The sequence below is a fragment of the Weeksella virosa DSM 16922 genome (genome assembly GCF_000189415.1).
Taxonomy (GTDB): Bacteria; Bacteroidota; Bacteroidia; order Flavobacteriales; family Weeksellaceae; genus Weeksella; species Weeksella virosa.
Genome location: NC_015144.1, coordinates 1,752,117 through 1,769,068, shown reverse-complemented (window position 1 = coordinate 1,769,068; position 16,952 = coordinate 1,752,117). Strand labels below are relative to the sequence as shown.

Below are 16,952 nucleotides of genomic sequence, written 5' to 3'. Positions count from 1 at the left end.
CCAACATTATTGCTGGTGCAATTCCGCTTGCCTCAATCGTGAGAATTTTATTAATAGTAAGACAGGAAAAGCGTTTAGAAAACTCTTGCCGATCGACTGCATAAGCAATTGATCGATTTGATGATTGATAAAACTATCTACCTTGAGGATTCCTCCATCAAAGCCTTCAGCGTCGAATAATATCCGTACTTTGAGAATTTGTATGATTATCTCGATCTTATTCTACTTAATATCTTTATTACTCCCACTCTATTGTTGCAGGTGGTTTGGAACTGATATCATAAGCCACACGATTAATTCCACGTACTTCATTGATGATACGATTGGAAACTGTTTCTAGGAATTCATAAGGTAATTTCGACCAAGTGGCGGTCATAAAATCGATAGTATTGGCCGAACGAACAACAGCGGTATACTCGTAGGTACGCTCATCCCCCATAACCCCGACAGATTTCACCGGCAATAGAACCACAAAGGCCTGCGAAACTTCATCGTACAAATTATTTTTATATAGCTCTTGAATAAAGATATCGTCTGCCTCTTGCAAAATTCTTACTTTTTCGGCATCTACTTCGCCCAAAATTCGGATACCTAAACCAGGCCCCGGAAATGGGTGGCGGTAAACTAATTCTCGTGGGATACCCAAAGCAACCCCTACTTGGCGTACTTCATCTTTGAAAAGCTCGCGCAATGGTTCGAGCAATGTGAGTTTCATTTCATCTGGTAAACCTCCTACATTATGGTGAGATTTAATGGTTGCTGACGGTCCTTTTACTGATTGCGACTCGATAACGTCTGGATAAATTGTTCCTTGAGCTAGAAAAGATGCGTCACCGAATTTTTTAGATTCTTCGTCGAAAACAGCAACAAAATCATGTCCGATGGATTTTCTTTTAGCTTCGGGATCATCTATTCCTTTTAGGTTGGATAGAAAACGTTCGGAAGCATCCACCATTTTTATATTCATTTGGAAATGTTTCCCATAATTTTCCATCACTTTTTTTCCTTCATCTTTTCTCAAAAGTCCAGTATCGACAAAAATACAGGTCAGCTGATCGCCAATAGCTCGATGTATAAGAACTGCTGCAACCGAAGAGTCTACTCCGCCCGACAATCCTAAGATAACTTTTTTATCGCCTACAACTTCTTTTATTCTTTTGATTTCGGTTTCGATGAAATCTTCTAAATGCCAGTTTTTTTCTGCTTGACAAATAGTGAATACAAAATTCGATAAAATGGTTGTACCAAATTCTGTATGGGTAACTTCTGGATGAAATTGCACGGCATAGATTTTTTGATCTTCATTGGCCAAAGCTGCAATCTCTACACTTGATTTACCAGTAATCTGAAAGCCTTTTGGTGCTTGAATAACTTCATCGAAATGGCTCATCCAGATGGTTGATTCTCTTGGGACATTATCGAAAAGTCGATTTGGATTTAACAGCTGAAAAGTTGCTTTGCCATACTCTCCTTTTACTCCTTTTTTTACTTCACCACCCAAAAGGTGCGCAATGAGTTGCATGCCATAGCATATACCCAATATAGGCACATCGATTTGGAATATTTCGGAATCGATTAGTATTGCATCTTCCCCAGAAACGGAAGAAGGTCCGCCTGATAGAATAATTCCTTTGGGTTGAAGTTTTTTTATTTCTTCGATAGGTGTTGTGTAGGGAACGATTTCTGCATAAACACCAAATTCTCGGATTCGTCTGGCAATCAATTGATTATATTGCGAGCCGAAATCGAGGATAATAATACCGTGTGTCATGATTTGTTTGTTTGAGCAAAATTAGTCAACATCAAAAAATAAAACTAATTATTAGATAATTTTCTTTGTATATATTGGCTTATTGAATAAGTGTTTTTTTATAAACATAAAAATTATTGTAGTATTTCAATAAGCAACCTACAATATACGATTTACATCATCAAATATAATAACAATATAAATAGTTTTTTCTTCTACTTATATGCTTCTTCTTCAGATAAAAAGAACTCTCATAAGATATGAGAGTTCTTTTATTGTATGCTTTTTAAAATTTATGGATGACTTTCGTTGTATTTATCGATACCACCTTGTAACCATTTTAAGTAAACATCAATATCATATTCTGCCTGCATTGGTTTTGAATAACGTTTCAGATTTTCATCGACAATGATATAATAAGGCTGTGCATTGGCATTGAAATGTTCCATTTCGAATGCTGTCCATTTATTTCCGATTGTTCGTAGATTTCGCTTTAGGGCTTCGGAATATACTTTTTCTTCTTCTGGTAATTCTTGTCTTTCATCTACGTAAAGCGATGCTACAACAACATCTTCTGTCAGAATTTTCTTTACACGAGGATCTATCCATACTCGATCTTCTACTTTTCTACAGTTGGCACATGCATGTCCTGTAAAATCTATGAAGATTGGTTTTTTTACTTTCAGACTATAAGCTTTTGCATCTTCAAAGTCTTTGAATAACGGAATCCCGTGTGGTCCTGCGACCATTTTAGGGTTTTCGTATTTGGCAACAGTTTCAGAACTCACAGTTGTCTCACCTGCTAATCCGTTGGGCGACTCGGCATAGTGCATCGGAGGCAACAATCCACTAAGAATCTTTAGTGGTGCACCCCACATTCCTGGTAAGATATAGAACACGAAAGAGAAAGTGAGAGTTGCAAACATCAATCGTGTTACCCCAATTTTCTGGTCAGGTCCATCCAACTCTAACTTAAACATACCTAATAAATAAGCTCCGAGCAATATAAAAATCCCTAACCAAGCTGCAATAAACACTTCGCGTTCTAACCAATGTAATTGCCAAACCAAATCTGCATTTGATAAGAATTTTAGGGCCAATGCTAATTCTAGAAATCCTAGAGAAACTTTGATTGTATTTAACCAACCTCCAGATTTTGGCATAGAGTTTAGCCAACCCGGGAACATTGCAAAAAGGGTAAACGGGATTGCCAAGGCTAATGAGAATCCGAGCATTCCGACTATCAAAGCGAAATAATTTGATTCTTGGGTTGCTTGCACGAGTAACGATCCGATGATGGGTCCTGTACACGAAAATGAAACCAAGGCTAATGTGAAAGCCATAAAAAAGATTCCGATCATCCCTCCTTTGTCTGCTCCTTTATCGGCAAAATTTACCCATTTTGATGGAAGAGTAATTTCGAATGCACCGAAAAAGGATAAAGCAAAAATCAAGAACACAACAAAGAAAGCTAAGTTCACCCAAGGATTGGTTGACATTTCATTAAGCGCAGATGGCCCAAGTAACCAAGTTACCACCAATCCTAGTAAAACATAAATGGCGATAATGGATAAACCGTACACCATCGCTTTACGTATTCCTTCTCCTCTGGTCTTGCTTTGCTTAGTAAACAAACTTACCGTTAACGGTATCATAGGGAAAATACAAGGCATGAAAAAAGCCGCCAATCCTCCCAAGAAGCCTAATACAAATATGCGTAATAAGCCGTTATTTTTCTTTTCGTTTTCTGCCAACAAAGATTCGTCAATATCTTCTTTCAACAAGGTTTTTGTTGTTACTTCTGTAGTATCTACAAGTGCTTGATCAGCCTCTTGTGGGGTTGAAACAATTGAATCTGTAGACGAAGCTAAAATCGCCGAAGATTCTGCAGTTGTCGCTTGTTCTTCAACTGCCGTGTCAGCCACCACTGCTTTTGGACTTAATTTTACCTTGCCTGTATATTCATCTGGAGGCAAACATTTCTCGGCGTCACACATCTGAAATTCTAGCATGTACGCAACGTCAACTGGTTTTTCATCAGTGACTTTTACTTTCTGAATGAACTTTACGTTTTTCTCGTAATACTTTTCATCCTGCTCAAATATTTGACTATATTTCTCGATTAGTTTTCCTACTTCTTTCGATTTTCCTACTAATTTTACATTTGTAGAAGGTGTTACCGTAAATGTAGCCGGAATTCCGATTCCTCCATCTGGATGCTTGATAGAATAAATATGCCATCCATCATCAATTTTTCCAGAGACAATAATTTCAAACTCATTATTTGGTAGTTCTTTTACCGATGTAGACCATCTTGCAGGCGTTTCAAACTGCGCGAATAAACTTAGTGGCATCAAGAAGAAAAGCCAAAAATATTTCAACATATTTTGATATTTAAGAAATTAATAGTTTCCTGTGTTATTTTGTATCGCTCATCAATTCGTAAAGGATAAACCCAGAGAATTTGTTGCTGATTATCAACTAAAACTCGAACCTTTTCTTTATCGAACTTAGAAAGTTTCTCATCTTTCAGAAATTTACTCACCTTTTTTTTTCCCTTCATTCCGAGCGGAAAAAAAACATCTCCTTCTTCTATTGGCCGAAAAACTAAAGGGAATTTGATCTTATCATAATCCAAGGTTTCATCGGCATGTGTTGGATGACGTTTGGTTTTCTGAAAAAATAAATTTGGACAATAATAGGAATTTTCTATCGAATGGATTACATATAAATCATTTTTTTTATTTTCTTTCTTTTTGATTAGCAAAAAATTACGATTTTTTAGTATTCGATGTGTTTCAGACTGCATTTCGGCTCCTGTACTAGCAATCAACAACTTACGAATTTCATTTACAGAAAAACCAAAAGGTGAAAAAAAATAATGAAGATGAGTATTTATAGGACTCAATTTTTCTAACGAATTAATTTTCACTACCTCATATTCCTTCTCTTGCCTGAAGAGTTCTTTTTTTTTGGTTTGAAGATAATTTTCTATTAGTTGGTTTTCTTCGGCCAGTATCGCTAATGATTTATTGACATTTTTCAAGAATTGAGGGTGAATTTCCTCCAACAATGGTGTGATTTGATTACGAATTTGGTTCCGAATAAAATCATTTTCTTGGTTGGTTAGATCTTCTCGCCAAATAATTTTTTCTTGCATTGCGTAATCAACGATTTCTTTTTTAGAAAAAGTAAGCAAAGGCCGAAAAATTTTATTAGAGATTTCCTCCATCGCCATCAAACCTTTGCTACCCGATCCTCGAGATAAGTTTATCAACAAAGTTTCTAATTGATCATTGAGATGATGTGCCATCACTAAATAATCAAATTTATGAGTGATTAGAAGTTTATTAAACCATTCGTATCGAAGATTTCGACATGCCATTTCTATAGAATAATTCCCTGTCGATTGGTATTCTTTTACATCGAATTTTTCGACAAAAAAAGGGATTTTATTTTTTGTGCAAGTGTCAACTACCAACTTTTCATCTAAATCAGAGTCGTTTCCTCTTAACTGAAAATTGCAATGTGCTACCGAAAAAGTATAAGATAATTGACGGAAAATATGGAATAAAACCATACTGTCTACTCCGCCGCTAATAGTAAGGAGAAATTTAGCTTTGCCGAGTTGATTGTTTTCTATTCGATTTTGGATTTCCGTTTTCAGGTTCATCCCACCAAAGTTATAAAAATTTGGTCATGTTTATTTTCAAGATTTCACATACACGTAAAAACTCTGCTGTTGGATTAGCTTTGATACAAACTTCCTCCTGTGATTCGGGATGTGTAAACCTTAAGCTTCTTGCCAAAAGCATCATCTGCTCTAGTTGGAAATTCTCTAACCATAATTTGTTTTGTTTGTTGCATCCGTGCGGACGACTACCTAGAATTGGATGAGCAATATGGCGTAGATGTTTCCGTAACTGATGCATTCTACCGGTTTCTGGCAATGCTTTCACCAAAGAATAACGTGAGGTAGCGTGTTTGCCAAAAGGCAAGTTTATCTCTGCATGTTGTAGTGTTTGGTAATATGTTTTGGCATCTTGTCTCTGGCCATCGTCATTGGTCAATGGATAATCGATCACTCCTTCTTGCTCTGTATATCCTCTTACAATTGCCCAATATTCTTTAGTTACAGCACGCGAGTTGAAAATTTCATTCATCAGACTTAGCATTTCTTTGTCTAAGGCGAACAAAAGTACTCCAGCGGTTTTTCTATCTAATCGATGGATAGGATAAACGTGCTGTCCGCCCAAAAAATTTCTCAATTCTTGGACGGCAAATTGTTTTACATCCCGTGCATAGTAGGACCTATGCACTAATAATCCTGGAGGTTTGTGAATGGCTACTAAGCGTGAGTCTTGGTATAAAATCTCTATCATGCTGCAAAAATAGAGAAATAGATTATCAATTTTTAATTTCCTTATGTACAGTCGATTTTAGATTTATAATAGAATGACTTTTATTGGCAGTAGATGTCGGTTACTTTTCCTTTATATCAGATAGGTTGTTTCATTGGTCTGTTGTAGAACAAGTTTCTCTAATTATTGTCTTGCAAAGTTTATCGTTTCTTTTTTCTTTTAGATTTTCCAGCCTCATCATTTATGCATAAAATGCTCATACTGTCATTTAGCTATACAAAGCCAATGGCAATGATTTTTATTTTCACCTGTTTATTCTTTCAAAGTCATATAAACAAAAAAACCGTCCTATACAAAGTAGAACGGTCTTTTTTTTATTAATAGAAAAAATATTCTTTTCTGATTTTTTGTTATGAATGGATTGCTCGGTTATCGGTTGCGGCTAATGCGGCTTCTTTAATTGCTTCTGCAAAAGTCGGGTGAGCATGTGACATACGAGCGATATCTTCTGCCGATGCGCGGTACTCCATTGCAACAACGGCTTCTGCAATAAGGTCAGCCGCACGGGCACCAATGATATGCATTCCTAAGATTTCGTCTGTGTTTTTATCGGCCAAAATTTTCGCAAAACCGTCGGTATCCATTGAGGCACGAGCACGTCCTAATGCTTTGAATGGGAAAGAACCAACTTTGTATTCTACTCCTTCTTCTTTTAATTGTTCCTCTGTTTTACCAACTCCTGCTACCTCAGGCCAGGTGTAAACTACACCAGGAATCAGATTATAATTGATATGTGGTTTCTGACCAGCTAATTGTTCAACAACCAAAACACCCTCTTCTTCTGCTTTGTGTGCCAACATCGCTCCAGCAACTACATCTCCTATTGCATAAATATTAGGAATATTGGTTTGTAAATGTTGATTAGTTTTTACACGTCCTCTTTCATCTACTTCTACCCCAACATTTTCTAAACCTAGTGAACCTGTATAAGCTCTTCGGCCTACAGCAACTAGTGCAAAGTCTCCTTCTAGAACCACTTCTTGTTCTTTTTTATCTTCTGCTTTTAAAGTAACTTTTGTTCCTTGTGCTTCGACAGAAGTTACTTTGGTTGAGGTATAAAACTTCATTCCTTGTTTTTTGAGAACTTTGGTCAACTCTTTCGATAAAGCGCTATCCATTCCTGGGATAATGCGGTCTGCATATTCTACCACAGAAACCTCAGCTCCCAAACGCAAGTAAACAGAACCCAATTCTAGACCAATGACTCCACCTCCAATAACAATCAAGTGTTTTGGCACTGTGGTTAATTCTAAAGCTTCGGTAGAGGTAATGATTCTTTTACCATCTGTTTTAGCAAATGGTAATTCTGAGGGAACAGATCCGGTTGCAATGATGGTGTTTTTTGCTTCTATTTCTTGTGTCTTACCTTCTGCGTCGGTTACGGTTATATGAGTAGCATCTTTAAATGTACCTGTACCATAATAAACATCGATTTTATTTTTATCCATAAGGTACTTAATCCCTGAAACATTCACATTTACAACGTCTGCTTTACGAGCAATCATTTGTTTCATGTTTATTTTGGGTGCATTGATATCGATTCCATGCTCTTTGAAATGGGTTTTCGCATCGTAAAAATGATGCGACGAATCTAATAATGCTTTTGATGGAATACAACCAACATTGAGACATGTACCACCTAAACTTTCTTTTTCTATAATTGCAGTTCTAAAACCCAATTGTGCAGCACGAATCGCTGCAACATATCCTCCAGGACCAGCACCGATAACGGCAATATCATACGAACTCATATCTAATTACTTTTTCTTTTTAATGTTTATCAAACAAATATATCGTTTTTTGGCTAGAATTTTATCCTATCCTATCTAAAATTAATTAATCGCACCAATAAAGTTTTACCAATTCATTAATACAGATCCCCAGGTGAATCCACTCCCAAAAGCGGTTAACAAAACCAGATCCCCTTCTTTTATTTTCCCAGCTTGTTTGGCTTCACTAAGTGCAATCGGAATTGATGCTGCAGTGGTATTACCGTATTTTTGGATATTATTGAATATCTTCTCGTCTGGGAGATTCAATTGTTTTTGTATAAACTGTGCAATTCTTAAATTGGCTTGATGCGGAATAAAAAGATCCAAATCTTCTGGTGTTTTATCAGCCGCTTTTAGTGCTTCTTCTATTGATTCGGGAAAACGAGTAACTGCATGCTTGAAAACATAATTACCGTTCATGTACGGATAAATTTCTTTTTTGGTCAAAAAATGGTCTTTCTCTAATAAAACATCACTCCAACCAAATTTGGTCCCTGGAAAAAGAACAGCTAATTCCTCTGCAAACTCTCCTTCAGAATGCAAATTGGTATTGAGAATTCCACGGTTTGGATCGTCACTTGCTGATAAAATAACAGCACCTGCTCCATCACCAAAAATTACCGAAACATTTCTTCCGTCATCAGAATAATCTAAACCAAACGAATGAACTTCGGCTCCGACTACCAAAATGTTTTTGTATTGCCCTGCTTGTATAAAAGCGTTGGCTGTTGCAAGTGCATAAACGAAGCCCGAACATTGGTTTCGAATATCCATGGCACCTATAGTATCGCAACCTAGCTCGCGCTGTAGCAAAACTCCATTTCCTGGGAAATAATAATCGGGCGAAAGGGTGGCAAAAATAATAAAATCGATATCTTTCGGTGTGAGATCTGCATCGGCCAAAGCATTTTTAGCTGCGACAACCCCTAGATCTGTCGAAGTAATTCCTTTGTTTGGTTCTACATGACGTCGTTCTTTTATACCGGTTCGTTCGGTAATCCACTCGTCATTGGTAGTCATAAGTTGAGCTAAATCATCGTTGGTTACGACTCTCTCTGGTACGTAATGGCCAATGCCTGTTATTCTTGATTTGATCATTTCTTAATACGTTACAATTCCGCAAATTTATGATATTTTATTACTAAACAATTCTTTATAAATGTTATTTTAAGCGAACCGAAAATATAATTTTTATAAAAATTGATTTTTAAAATAATATATAATCAATACAAAGACTAAAAATTTATAGTATTAATAAACAAGAAGCGAAATAATTACTTCTTTTTTAAATTATATTTTTTTAAAATAAATATTTAATCGTTTAGTTCTTGATGAATCTCCTAAATAAACTTTCACCTTCAGTAGTAATCTGAATGATATAATTTCCTTTTGATAATGAATTTACATCTATTTTTTTTGAACTATTTTTTAACTCTCTCGATAAAACTTTTTGTCCTAAATTATTATAAATTTCTATACGATCTATAATATTTTTTGATTGAATTGTAAGAAAATCACTGGTTGGATTAGGCGAAATTGCTAAATCAACTTTTTCTAAATCTGTAGTTGATAAAAACTCACAGTCACCCGTTATACTAAAAACATATTCTACATAATCTAATCCCCACAACTCTGCTTGCGATATCCAAAAAACATCGTCCATCAACATACCAGCTGAATATTGTGAGTTGGATACGTAGCTACTTTCCCAATAAATTACATCTGTATCTGCATTTGCAAAAATACCAAACCAATAAACTTCATCTTTATCCTTACCTTCTAAAACGAAATCTTCTGGTATTTCCAGTGACACTTTTCTAACTTCATTATTTTCATATTGACCTACAATTTCTGATGAAAAAACAGGAACTTCTGCAAACTTTTTGATTAATTCTCCTGGTTGGCCATCATTGTTTGTATAGAAATAAAGATCAATGCTATGGATTGTATTTTCTTGTTTAAGAATCAAATTAAAACTAACATTTTTTACTGTTAATTTCGAGTGTGATTGTACCACGAAATCATCAGCAAAAATTATCGTTGAACTCACTGATCCAAAAGCGTCTTGAAAATTATTGCTAGGAATTTCGAAACCACAACTTTCCTTATTTTCTATTGATAGTAATGATTGATTGATAGTGAAATCGGGATAATCTTTTTTTAATCTAATTGCATTTTGGGCTAATGAAAACCCAAAAAAACTGCATAACAACAATGTGTAAATCTTTTTCAAAATATACTATTTAAATTCAACTCAAATTTAGCGTTACTATCTTGAAAAACCGCTCGATTTTTAAATTTTATTAAACAATGAAGCTTAAAGAATAAAAACTTAACATTTATTATTTTAATTTATTATCAAGTACAGAATGTCCTTTTTTCGAATTTCTTTTTCTTTTTATCAAACTATTTATAACTATTGCGAAAATCATCACCCCTGTAGCAACGTAAAATATACTCGACATTTGTTCTGATTGTCCAAAAATCAAATAGGCTAAAATTATACCGTAAACTGGTTCTAGATTAACATTCAACAGCAATGTATATGGGCTTACATGTTTTAGTAATGCAACCATTTCTATTTGTGCAAATGCCGTAAAAACTACTCCTAATAATATCAACCACCCGAAATTTATCCAATCGACCGAAAAGACTTCTACAAAACTTTTGGGCTGGACGAATATCATCAATAAGTTAATACAGATAAAGCCACCTAACATTTCGATCAACGTAATATTAATTGGATTACTACCCTTCTGCGCTTTTGCATTGAGTACCGAAAAGAGTGCCGACAAAAAACTACAAAGAATACCAAGGCCAATCCCTAAAGCATATTGTGGACTTGCCCGAAAAATTATCATTACACAGGCGCTTACGACAATAGCGATAATCACCTCTTGAAAATCTATTTTCCGTCTAAAAAAAAGAGGTTCTAGAAATGATGTAAACAAAGCACCCATAGACAATGTGCTGAGTGCAACCGAAACATTGGAAACCTTTATCGACCAGTAGAATGTAAACCAATGCAAGGCAATAATGAAACCTATACCCAAAAACTGCAACAATTGAGATTGGGAGATATTTATTTTCACCCCTTTCAGATGTAGATACAAAAAAATTGCCAAAGCGGCCACTCCCGTTCTATACCATACAATTGGCAATGCAGATAGAGTAATAAGTTTACCGAAAACCCCAGTAAATCCCCACAACAAAATCAAGAATTGCAATCGTAATTGTACATTAGAAAACATGCTATATTTTTATGCAAAAGTAAGTGGTTTTTCTGAGGTTTGGATTCTATTAAAAATTTAAAAAAAAATAATCCTAAAGAAATATTCGGATTGAAATTTTTAATATTTTCGCTCAATAGACATACACACATGGATTATACAGTTTTCTTAACCGCCGATGGATTGATTGCCCTCGGAACCTTAACACTTTTAGAGATTGTCTTGGGAATAGATAATATTGTTTTTATTTCTATTCTATCGGGTAAATTACCCAAACATCAACAGAAAAAGGCGCAACAATTAGGGCTTGCCCTTGCCATGATAACGAGAGTTTTACTCTTATTCTCCCTTACCTGGGTCATGACGCTTACAACACCCTTATTTAATTTAGGCATATTGATTGGAATCGACAACCCCGATATTTTAGATAATTTAGCAATTTCAGGGCGTGATCTAATTTTATTGATTGGAGGATTATTTCTGATTTATAAATCGACCGTAGAAATCCATCACAAACTAGAAGGCGATGTCGAAGAGTCAACCAATATAAAAGTACACTCTTTTGCTGGTACAATTGTACAAATCCTTATTCTCGACCTTGTTTTTTCTCTCGACTCAGTAATCACAGCGGTCGGTATGGCCAAACATATCGAGGTCATGATTGCAGCCGTAATTATTGCCGTTTTGGTTATGATGATTTCCGCAACTAAAATCAGTAACTTTGTAAATAATCATCCTACTGTAAAAATGCTCGCCTTATCTTTCTTATTACTCATTGGTGTATCTTTGCTTGCAGAAGGCTTTGACCAACATATCTCGAAAGGATATATATATTTTGCGATGGGCTTTTCTATGTTAGTAGAATTTTTGAATTTGCGCATGAAAAAAAACAACCGAAACCCGGTCGAATTACGCAATATAAACACAACAGAAAACACAACAGAAAACACAACAAAATCATAAGCGACAGACCTCTGAAACGAGGTCTTTTTTCTTACTAAAAAAATCATGAAAGGAAAAGTAAAATTAGTTGTTAGCGACATGGATGGCACTTTACTAAATGATCAACATCAGCTACATCCAGAGTTTTTCGAGGTTTATCGGAAGTTGCGAAATCAAGGGATTTTGTTCGTTCCTGCAAGTGGACGTCAATACTATAGTTTGTTGCATTATTTTCATCCGATACAAGAAGAGATAGGTTTTATTGCCGAAAACGGAAGTTATGTAACTTTCCAGAATAAAGTTCTTTTTACAGATACATTGCCTATAGAAAAAGTGACAGAAATTGTACTACTCACCCGACAAATTCCGCTAGCAAATTCTGTAGTCTGTGGCACTCAACATGCCTATGTAGAAAGTAAGAATAGTGATTTCATAGAATTATTCCAAAACTTTTACTACCAAAACCTTCTGGTAGACAATGTTTTGGATTATCTATCCGAAGATCAAATTATAAAGGTAGCAGTTCATCATCCGAAAAATGCAGAAAAGTATTTGTATCCTGCACTTCAACACCTAGACCAAAAAGGTTTAAAGGTTGTAGTTTCAGGAAAAAATTGGATAGATATAATGAATGAGCACACCAATAAAGGAAAAGCTTTGAGAAAGTTGCAACAAGCATTAGGCATTTCTCCTGAAGAAACCATTGTTTTCGGTGACTATCTTAATGATATAGAAATGTTGCAAGAGGCTTATTATAGTTTTGCGATGGAAAATGCGCATCCGCTTGTTAAAGAAATTGCTCGTTTGCAGACAGGAAACAACAATGAATTTGCTGTTGTAGAGGTTTTAAAATCTTTATTAGACTAAAAGAGAAAACTGTCTATCTATATTTTTAATTTTTGGTCGAGAAGTTACTCGTTTATGAGAATGAATTACGAAAAAAGTCAGACCTTCTCATACAGAGGAAGCCTGACTTCTATTTCATGATTAAATGATACAAATTTTTCTTATTTATTACCTTTCGCGTAATCTGCTAAAAACTGAGCTAAACCAGAATCCGTCAAAGGATGCTTTAGTAAACCTAAGATAGACGACAATGGCCCAGTCATAACATCTGCTCCGATTTTTGCACAATTCACTATATGCATTGTATTACGAACAGAAGCGGCCAAAATTTGCGTTTCAAAAAGATAATTATCATAGACCAAACGAATATCTTCGATCAGATTAAGTCCATCGGTAGAGATATCGTCTAAACGCCCGATAAATGGCGAAACATACGTTGCACCAGCTTTTGCAGCCAAAAGAGCTTGCCCAACCGAAAAGACCAAAGTAACATTGGTTTTGATTCCTTTTTGTGAGAAATATTTACATGCTTTCACCCCATCTTTGGTCATCGGGATTTTCACTACGATTTGTGGATTAAGAGCTGCCAATGCTTCTCCTTCTTTCACCATACCTTCGAAATCGGTTGCAATAACTTCTGCCGAAACATCTCCGGTCACCAAGTCACAGATTGCTTTGTAATGGTTGAGAATATTTTCTTCTCCTGCAATTCCTTCCTTTGCCATTAAAGAAGGATTCGTGGTTACGCCATCCAAAACACCAAGATCTTGTGCTTCTTTGATTTCTGCTAAATTTGCTGTGTCGATAAAAAATTTCATGTTCTTGTTTGTTGAATTGTTATGCAAAAATACGTCCTTTGATCGGAAACATCTCTATTATTGATTGGATTATAATAATATTTTATCGATTCTTTTGAAGAATAAACGCAAGTCACTCATCCTACCGTCATGGTATAAAGAGCCAAGGAAGAGAGTATTTTTTTCGAATGCATCCGTATATTTTTTGTATTTTTGATTGAAATATAGATCTGATAAAATGAAAAAAAATATCCTTCTCGCATTGTTCTTTGCAGGATTGCAAGTGCAAGCACAACATAATGTTTCCGACTACAAATATGTCATCGTACCTGAAAAGTTTACTGATTTCAAAGAAAACCAATACAAACTCAATCAATACCTAAAAATATTGTTACGAAACAAATCATATACATTGGTATCAGATGTTGTAGAATCTTGGAACGCAGAGCTAAAAGCAGATCCTTGTTTGGCTGCGACTGCAAACGTGAAAAAAGTACGCAATTTTTTATCGAATGAATTAGAGGTATATTTTTACAACTGTACCGAAAATGAATTGGCAAAATTTGATGGTAAATCGAGAATAAAAGATTATGAAAAAGGTTATCGAGATGCACTGAAAAGTGCAATCAATAAAATGCCTCCACAAAACGGAAAAACTGCTTCGGCCAAAAACGTGGTAGTAACGAAAAACAAACCTATGCCTATTTTAGAAAAAAACAAAAAGGTAGAAAAGCAAAATCAACCCCAAAAACAAAAAACGACAAAAGAAACACCTAAAAAGTATCACCAGCTTTATTATTCGGATGGGAAAAAATATTATTTAGAAACCATCGCCACGAATAATTATTTGTTGATAGAAGAAACTACATCGAATATCGTTGCGCGCTTTTCTCCGTCTACAAAAGATGGTATATATAAAGTTACGGTTATAAACGGCAAAGAAGAATACCAAACCATTGGTTATATGAATGAAAATGAGTTGAGCATAGAATATCTTATCGACAACCAAACAAAACTTATAAAATTCGTTCAACCATAACCCCTAAACAGAAATGAGAAAAAAACTTTTACTTGCCACTACAATTGGCTTTACCTATGCAACCTTAAATGCACAAACAACTATGCAAGTACCCAGAGCTAAGAAAATAGACAAGAAATTAACTATCCATAATGACACACGAATCGATTCGTATTTCTGGTTAAATGATCGTGAAAACAAAGAGGTAATTGCTTATCTCGAAGAAGAAAATAAATATACCAAGGCAATCATGCAACCAACTGAAGCTTTGCAAAAGCAACTTTTTACAGAAATGCGAGCACGTATAAAAGAAGACGACAGTTCGGTTCCGTATAAGTTGAACGGCTATTGGTACGAAACCAAGTTCGAAAAAAACAAAGAATACCCTTTATTCTACCGATACAAAGAAAGTCTAAAAACACAACCCGAACTATTATTCGATGTGAATGAAATGGCGAAAAACCATGCCTATTACCAATTAGGCGGATTGAATGTTTCTCCCAACAACAAGCTTGTTGCCTTTGGGGTAGATCAGGTAAGTAGAAGGATTTATACAATCCAAATAAAAGATCTATCGACCGGTAAAATCCTAAGTGACAAAATAGAAAACACTACTGCTTCTTCGGTATGGGCAGCAGATAACAAAACCCTTTTCTATACGAGAAAAGACAAATCACTACGTGCATATCAGATCTGGAAACACGTTTTGGGAACTTCTAGCAAAGAAGACATTTTGGTGTATGAAGAAAAAGATGACACTTTTAGCACCTATGTTTACAAATCGAAATCGAGAGAATATATCATCATTGGGTCATCGAGTACTATGACAGACGAGTATCGTTACATAAAAGCCGATGAACCAAATGCTGAGTTTAGAGTTTTCCAACCAAGAGAAAGAGGTTTAGAATATTCTATCGAACATTTCGGGAATAATTTCTACGTACAAACCAATAAAGATGGAGCCCAAAATTTCAAAATAATGAAAACACCTACTCAATCTACAACGCAAGATAATTGGGTAGAGTTTATTCCTCATCGCGAAGACATTTTGGTAGAAGGTTTCGAAATTTTCCGTGATTATTTAGTTATTCAAGAACGTAAAAATGGATTGCTCAACCTTAATATTCGTTCGTGGGACGGAGCAAACAACTACTATTTACCCTTTGATGAAACTACCTACACCGCAAGCACATCGGTCAACCCAGATTTTGACACCAATATTCTTCGGTACAATTACACCTCACTAACAACCCCTAGTTCGGTTATCGATTATGATATGAAAAACAAAACGTTCGAGGTAAAAAAAGAGCAAAAAGTACTCGGAAATTTTGATAAATCTAATTATGTATCCGAAAGAATATGGACCAAAGCACGTGATGGAAAAATGGTGCCTGTTTCTATCGTTCGACGAAAAGACACTCCACTTTCTGCACAAACGCCATTGTTGCTCTATGCATATGGTTCGTACGGTTATTCGATGGAGCCTTACTTCAGTACCACGCGATTAAGCTTACTCGACAGAGGCTTCATTTTTGCGATTGCACACATTCGTGGTGGAGAAGAAATGGGACGCTCTTGGTATGAAGACGGAAAACTTCTCAACAAAAAAAACACCTTTTATGACTTTATCGATGTGGCCAAAGATTTAGTGGCCAAAAACTATACTTCTACTCAACACCTATACGCAATGGGAGGTTCGGCAGGCGGCTTACTCATGGGTGCAGTGATTAATTTAGAGCCCAATCTTTTTCATGGTGTAATTGCTCAAGTTCCTTTTGTAGATGTGGTAACCACCATGCTAGACGATACCATTCCTCTAACTACAGGAGAATATGACGAATGGGGAAATCCGAACGATGAAATCTATTATCAATACATCAAAAGTTACTCACCTTACGACAATATAGAAAAGAAAAGCTATCCCCATCTTTTGGTGACAACAGGTTTGCATGATTCTCAAGTACAATATTGGGAACCAGCAAAATGGGTTGCCAAATTACGAGAATACAAAACAGACAATAATCTACTATTACTAGATACCAATATGGATACGGGACATGGAGGCGCTTCTGGCCGATTTGAAAGTCTAAAAGAAGTTGCTTTCGAGTATGCTTTTTTACTAATGCTAGAAAACAAACTAAAATAATTCAACAAACCCCAAAGTTCATTTGGGGTT

Annotated in this window: 13 protein-coding genes; 4 read left to right on the top strand and 9 right to left on the bottom strand. The window is 35.5% G+C overall.

What is annotated here, in order from left to right; genetic code table 11:
- Window positions 1-238: 238 nt before the first annotated feature.
- The 8 genes from guaA to WEEVI_RS08520 all read right to left on the bottom strand — a co-directional run bounded on the left by guaA (window position 239) and on the right by WEEVI_RS08520 (window position 11,194).
- Window positions 239-1,771 carry a glutamine-hydrolyzing GMP synthase gene (gene guaA, locus WEEVI_RS08555; RefSeq protein WP_013598749.1) on the bottom strand — a complete coding sequence of 511 codons (1,533 nt, stop codon included), beginning with the start codon at window positions 1,769-1,771 and terminating at the stop codon, window positions 239-241.
- A gap of 272 nt (window positions 1,772-2,043) precedes the next feature.
- Window positions 2,044-4,134: a protein-disulfide reductase DsbD family protein gene (locus tag WEEVI_RS08550; RefSeq protein WP_013598748.1), complete on the bottom strand. Its 2,091-nt coding sequence runs from the start codon at window positions 4,132-4,134 to the stop codon at window positions 2,044-2,046.
- Window positions 4,128-5,423: a tRNA lysidine(34) synthetase TilS gene (gene tilS, locus WEEVI_RS08545; protein WP_013598747.1), complete on the bottom strand. Its 1,296-nt coding sequence runs from the start codon at window positions 5,421-5,423 to the stop codon at window positions 4,128-4,130. Before tilS ends, WEEVI_RS08550 begins: the two co-directional genes overlap by 7 nt.
- A 10-nt stretch (window positions 5,424-5,433) precedes the next feature.
- Window positions 5,434-6,132: a pseudouridine synthase gene (locus tag WEEVI_RS08540; RefSeq protein ID WP_013598746.1), complete on the bottom strand. Its 699-nt coding sequence runs from the start codon at window positions 6,130-6,132 to the stop codon at window positions 5,434-5,436.
- Between the two features lie 389 nt (window positions 6,133-6,521).
- Window positions 6,522-7,922 (bottom strand): dihydrolipoyl dehydrogenase, encoded by a 1,401-nt coding sequence (lpdA, locus tag WEEVI_RS08535; protein WP_013598745.1) that lies wholly within the window; start codon window positions 7,920-7,922, stop codon window positions 6,522-6,524.
- A gap of 105 nt (window positions 7,923-8,027) precedes the next feature.
- Complete coding sequence (locus WEEVI_RS08530; RefSeq protein WP_013598744.1) at window positions 8,028-9,041, bottom strand: 3-oxoacyl-ACP synthase III family protein; 1,014 nt, start codon at window positions 9,039-9,041, stop codon at window positions 8,028-8,030.
- Between the two features lie 223 nt (window positions 9,042-9,264).
- Window positions 9,265-10,176, bottom strand: a complete 912-nt coding sequence (locus tag WEEVI_RS08525) for a T9SS type A sorting domain-containing protein (protein WP_041942141.1) — start codon at window positions 10,174-10,176, stop codon at window positions 9,265-9,267.
- 109 nt (window positions 10,177-10,285) lie between these two features.
- Window positions 10,286-11,194, bottom strand: coding sequence for a DMT family transporter (locus tag WEEVI_RS08520; protein ID WP_013598742.1), 909 nt, complete (start codon window positions 11,192-11,194; stop codon window positions 10,286-10,288).
- Between the two features lie 129 nt (window positions 11,195-11,323).
- Between WEEVI_RS08520 and WEEVI_RS08515 the strand changes: the two genes are divergently transcribed.
- Together WEEVI_RS08515 and WEEVI_RS08510 are read left to right on the top strand one after the other, a co-directional pair.
- The gene (locus WEEVI_RS08515; RefSeq protein WP_052295793.1) at window positions 11,324-12,136 is read left to right on the top strand and encodes a TerC family protein; all 813 of its coding nucleotides are present in this window, start codon (window positions 11,324-11,326) and stop codon (window positions 12,134-12,136) included.
- A 45-nt stretch (window positions 12,137-12,181) separates the two neighbouring features.
- Window positions 12,182-12,982, top strand: coding sequence for a Cof-type HAD-IIB family hydrolase (locus WEEVI_RS08510; protein ID WP_013598740.1), 801 nt, complete (start codon window positions 12,182-12,184; stop codon window positions 12,980-12,982).
- Window positions 12,983-13,122: 140 nt separating this feature from the next.
- Here WEEVI_RS08510 and fsa read toward each other — a convergent pair whose 3' ends face one another.
- Window positions 13,123-13,779, bottom strand: coding sequence for a fructose-6-phosphate aldolase (fsa, locus tag WEEVI_RS08505; RefSeq protein ID WP_013598739.1), 657 nt, complete (start codon window positions 13,777-13,779; stop codon window positions 13,123-13,125).
- A 217-nt stretch (window positions 13,780-13,996) separates the two neighbouring features.
- On the opposite strand from fsa, the gene WEEVI_RS10975 reads away from it, so the two are divergent.
- A complete protein-coding gene (locus WEEVI_RS10975; RefSeq protein ID WP_013598738.1) occupies window positions 13,997-14,797 on the top strand; it encodes a hypothetical protein in 801 nt (266 codons plus the stop codon).
- Between the two features lie 13 nt (window positions 14,798-14,810).
- The gene (locus WEEVI_RS08495; protein WP_013598737.1) at window positions 14,811-16,922 is read left to right on the top strand and encodes a S9 family peptidase; all 2,112 of its coding nucleotides are present in this window, start codon (window positions 14,811-14,813) and stop codon (window positions 16,920-16,922) included.
- The last annotated feature ends 30 nt before the right edge of the window (window positions 16,923-16,952 follow it).

Bases quoted from the DNA above. Each gene is read 5' to 3' on its own strand.
- guaA (WP_013598749.1), bottom strand. From the start codon at position 1,771: ATGACACACGGTATTATTATCCTCGATTTCGGCTCGCAATATAATCAA.
- WEEVI_RS08550 (WP_013598748.1), bottom strand. From the start codon at position 4,134: ATGTTGAAATATTTTTGGCTTTTCTTCTTGATGCCACTAAGTTTATTC.
- tilS (WP_013598747.1), bottom strand. From the start codon at position 5,423: ATGAACCTGAAAACGGAAATCCAAAATCGAATAGAAAACAATCAACTC.
- WEEVI_RS08540 (WP_013598746.1), bottom strand. From the start codon at position 6,132: ATGATAGAGATTTTATACCAAGACTCACGCTTAGTAGCCATTCACAAA.
- lpdA (WP_013598745.1), bottom strand. From the start codon at position 7,922: ATGAGTTCGTATGATATTGCCGTTATCGGTGCTGGTCCTGGAGGATAT.
- WEEVI_RS08530 (WP_013598744.1), bottom strand. From the start codon at position 9,041: ATGATCAAATCAAGAATAACAGGCATTGGCCATTACGTACCAGAGAGA.
- WEEVI_RS08520 (WP_013598742.1), bottom strand. From the start codon at position 11,194: ATGTTTTCTAATGTACAATTACGATTGCAATTCTTGATTTTGTTGTGG.
- WEEVI_RS08515 (WP_052295793.1), top strand. From the start codon at position 11,324: ATGGATTATACAGTTTTCTTAACCGCCGATGGATTGATTGCCCTCGGA.
- WEEVI_RS08510 (WP_013598740.1), top strand. From the start codon at position 12,182: ATGAAAGGAAAAGTAAAATTAGTTGTTAGCGACATGGATGGCACTTTA.
- fsa (WP_013598739.1), bottom strand. From the start codon at position 13,779: ATGAAATTTTTTATCGACACAGCAAATTTAGCAGAAATCAAAGAAGCA.
- WEEVI_RS10975 (WP_013598738.1), top strand. From the start codon at position 13,997: ATGAAAAAAAATATCCTTCTCGCATTGTTCTTTGCAGGATTGCAAGTG.
- WEEVI_RS08495 (WP_013598737.1), top strand. From the start codon at position 14,811: ATGAGAAAAAAACTTTTACTTGCCACTACAATTGGCTTTACCTATGCA.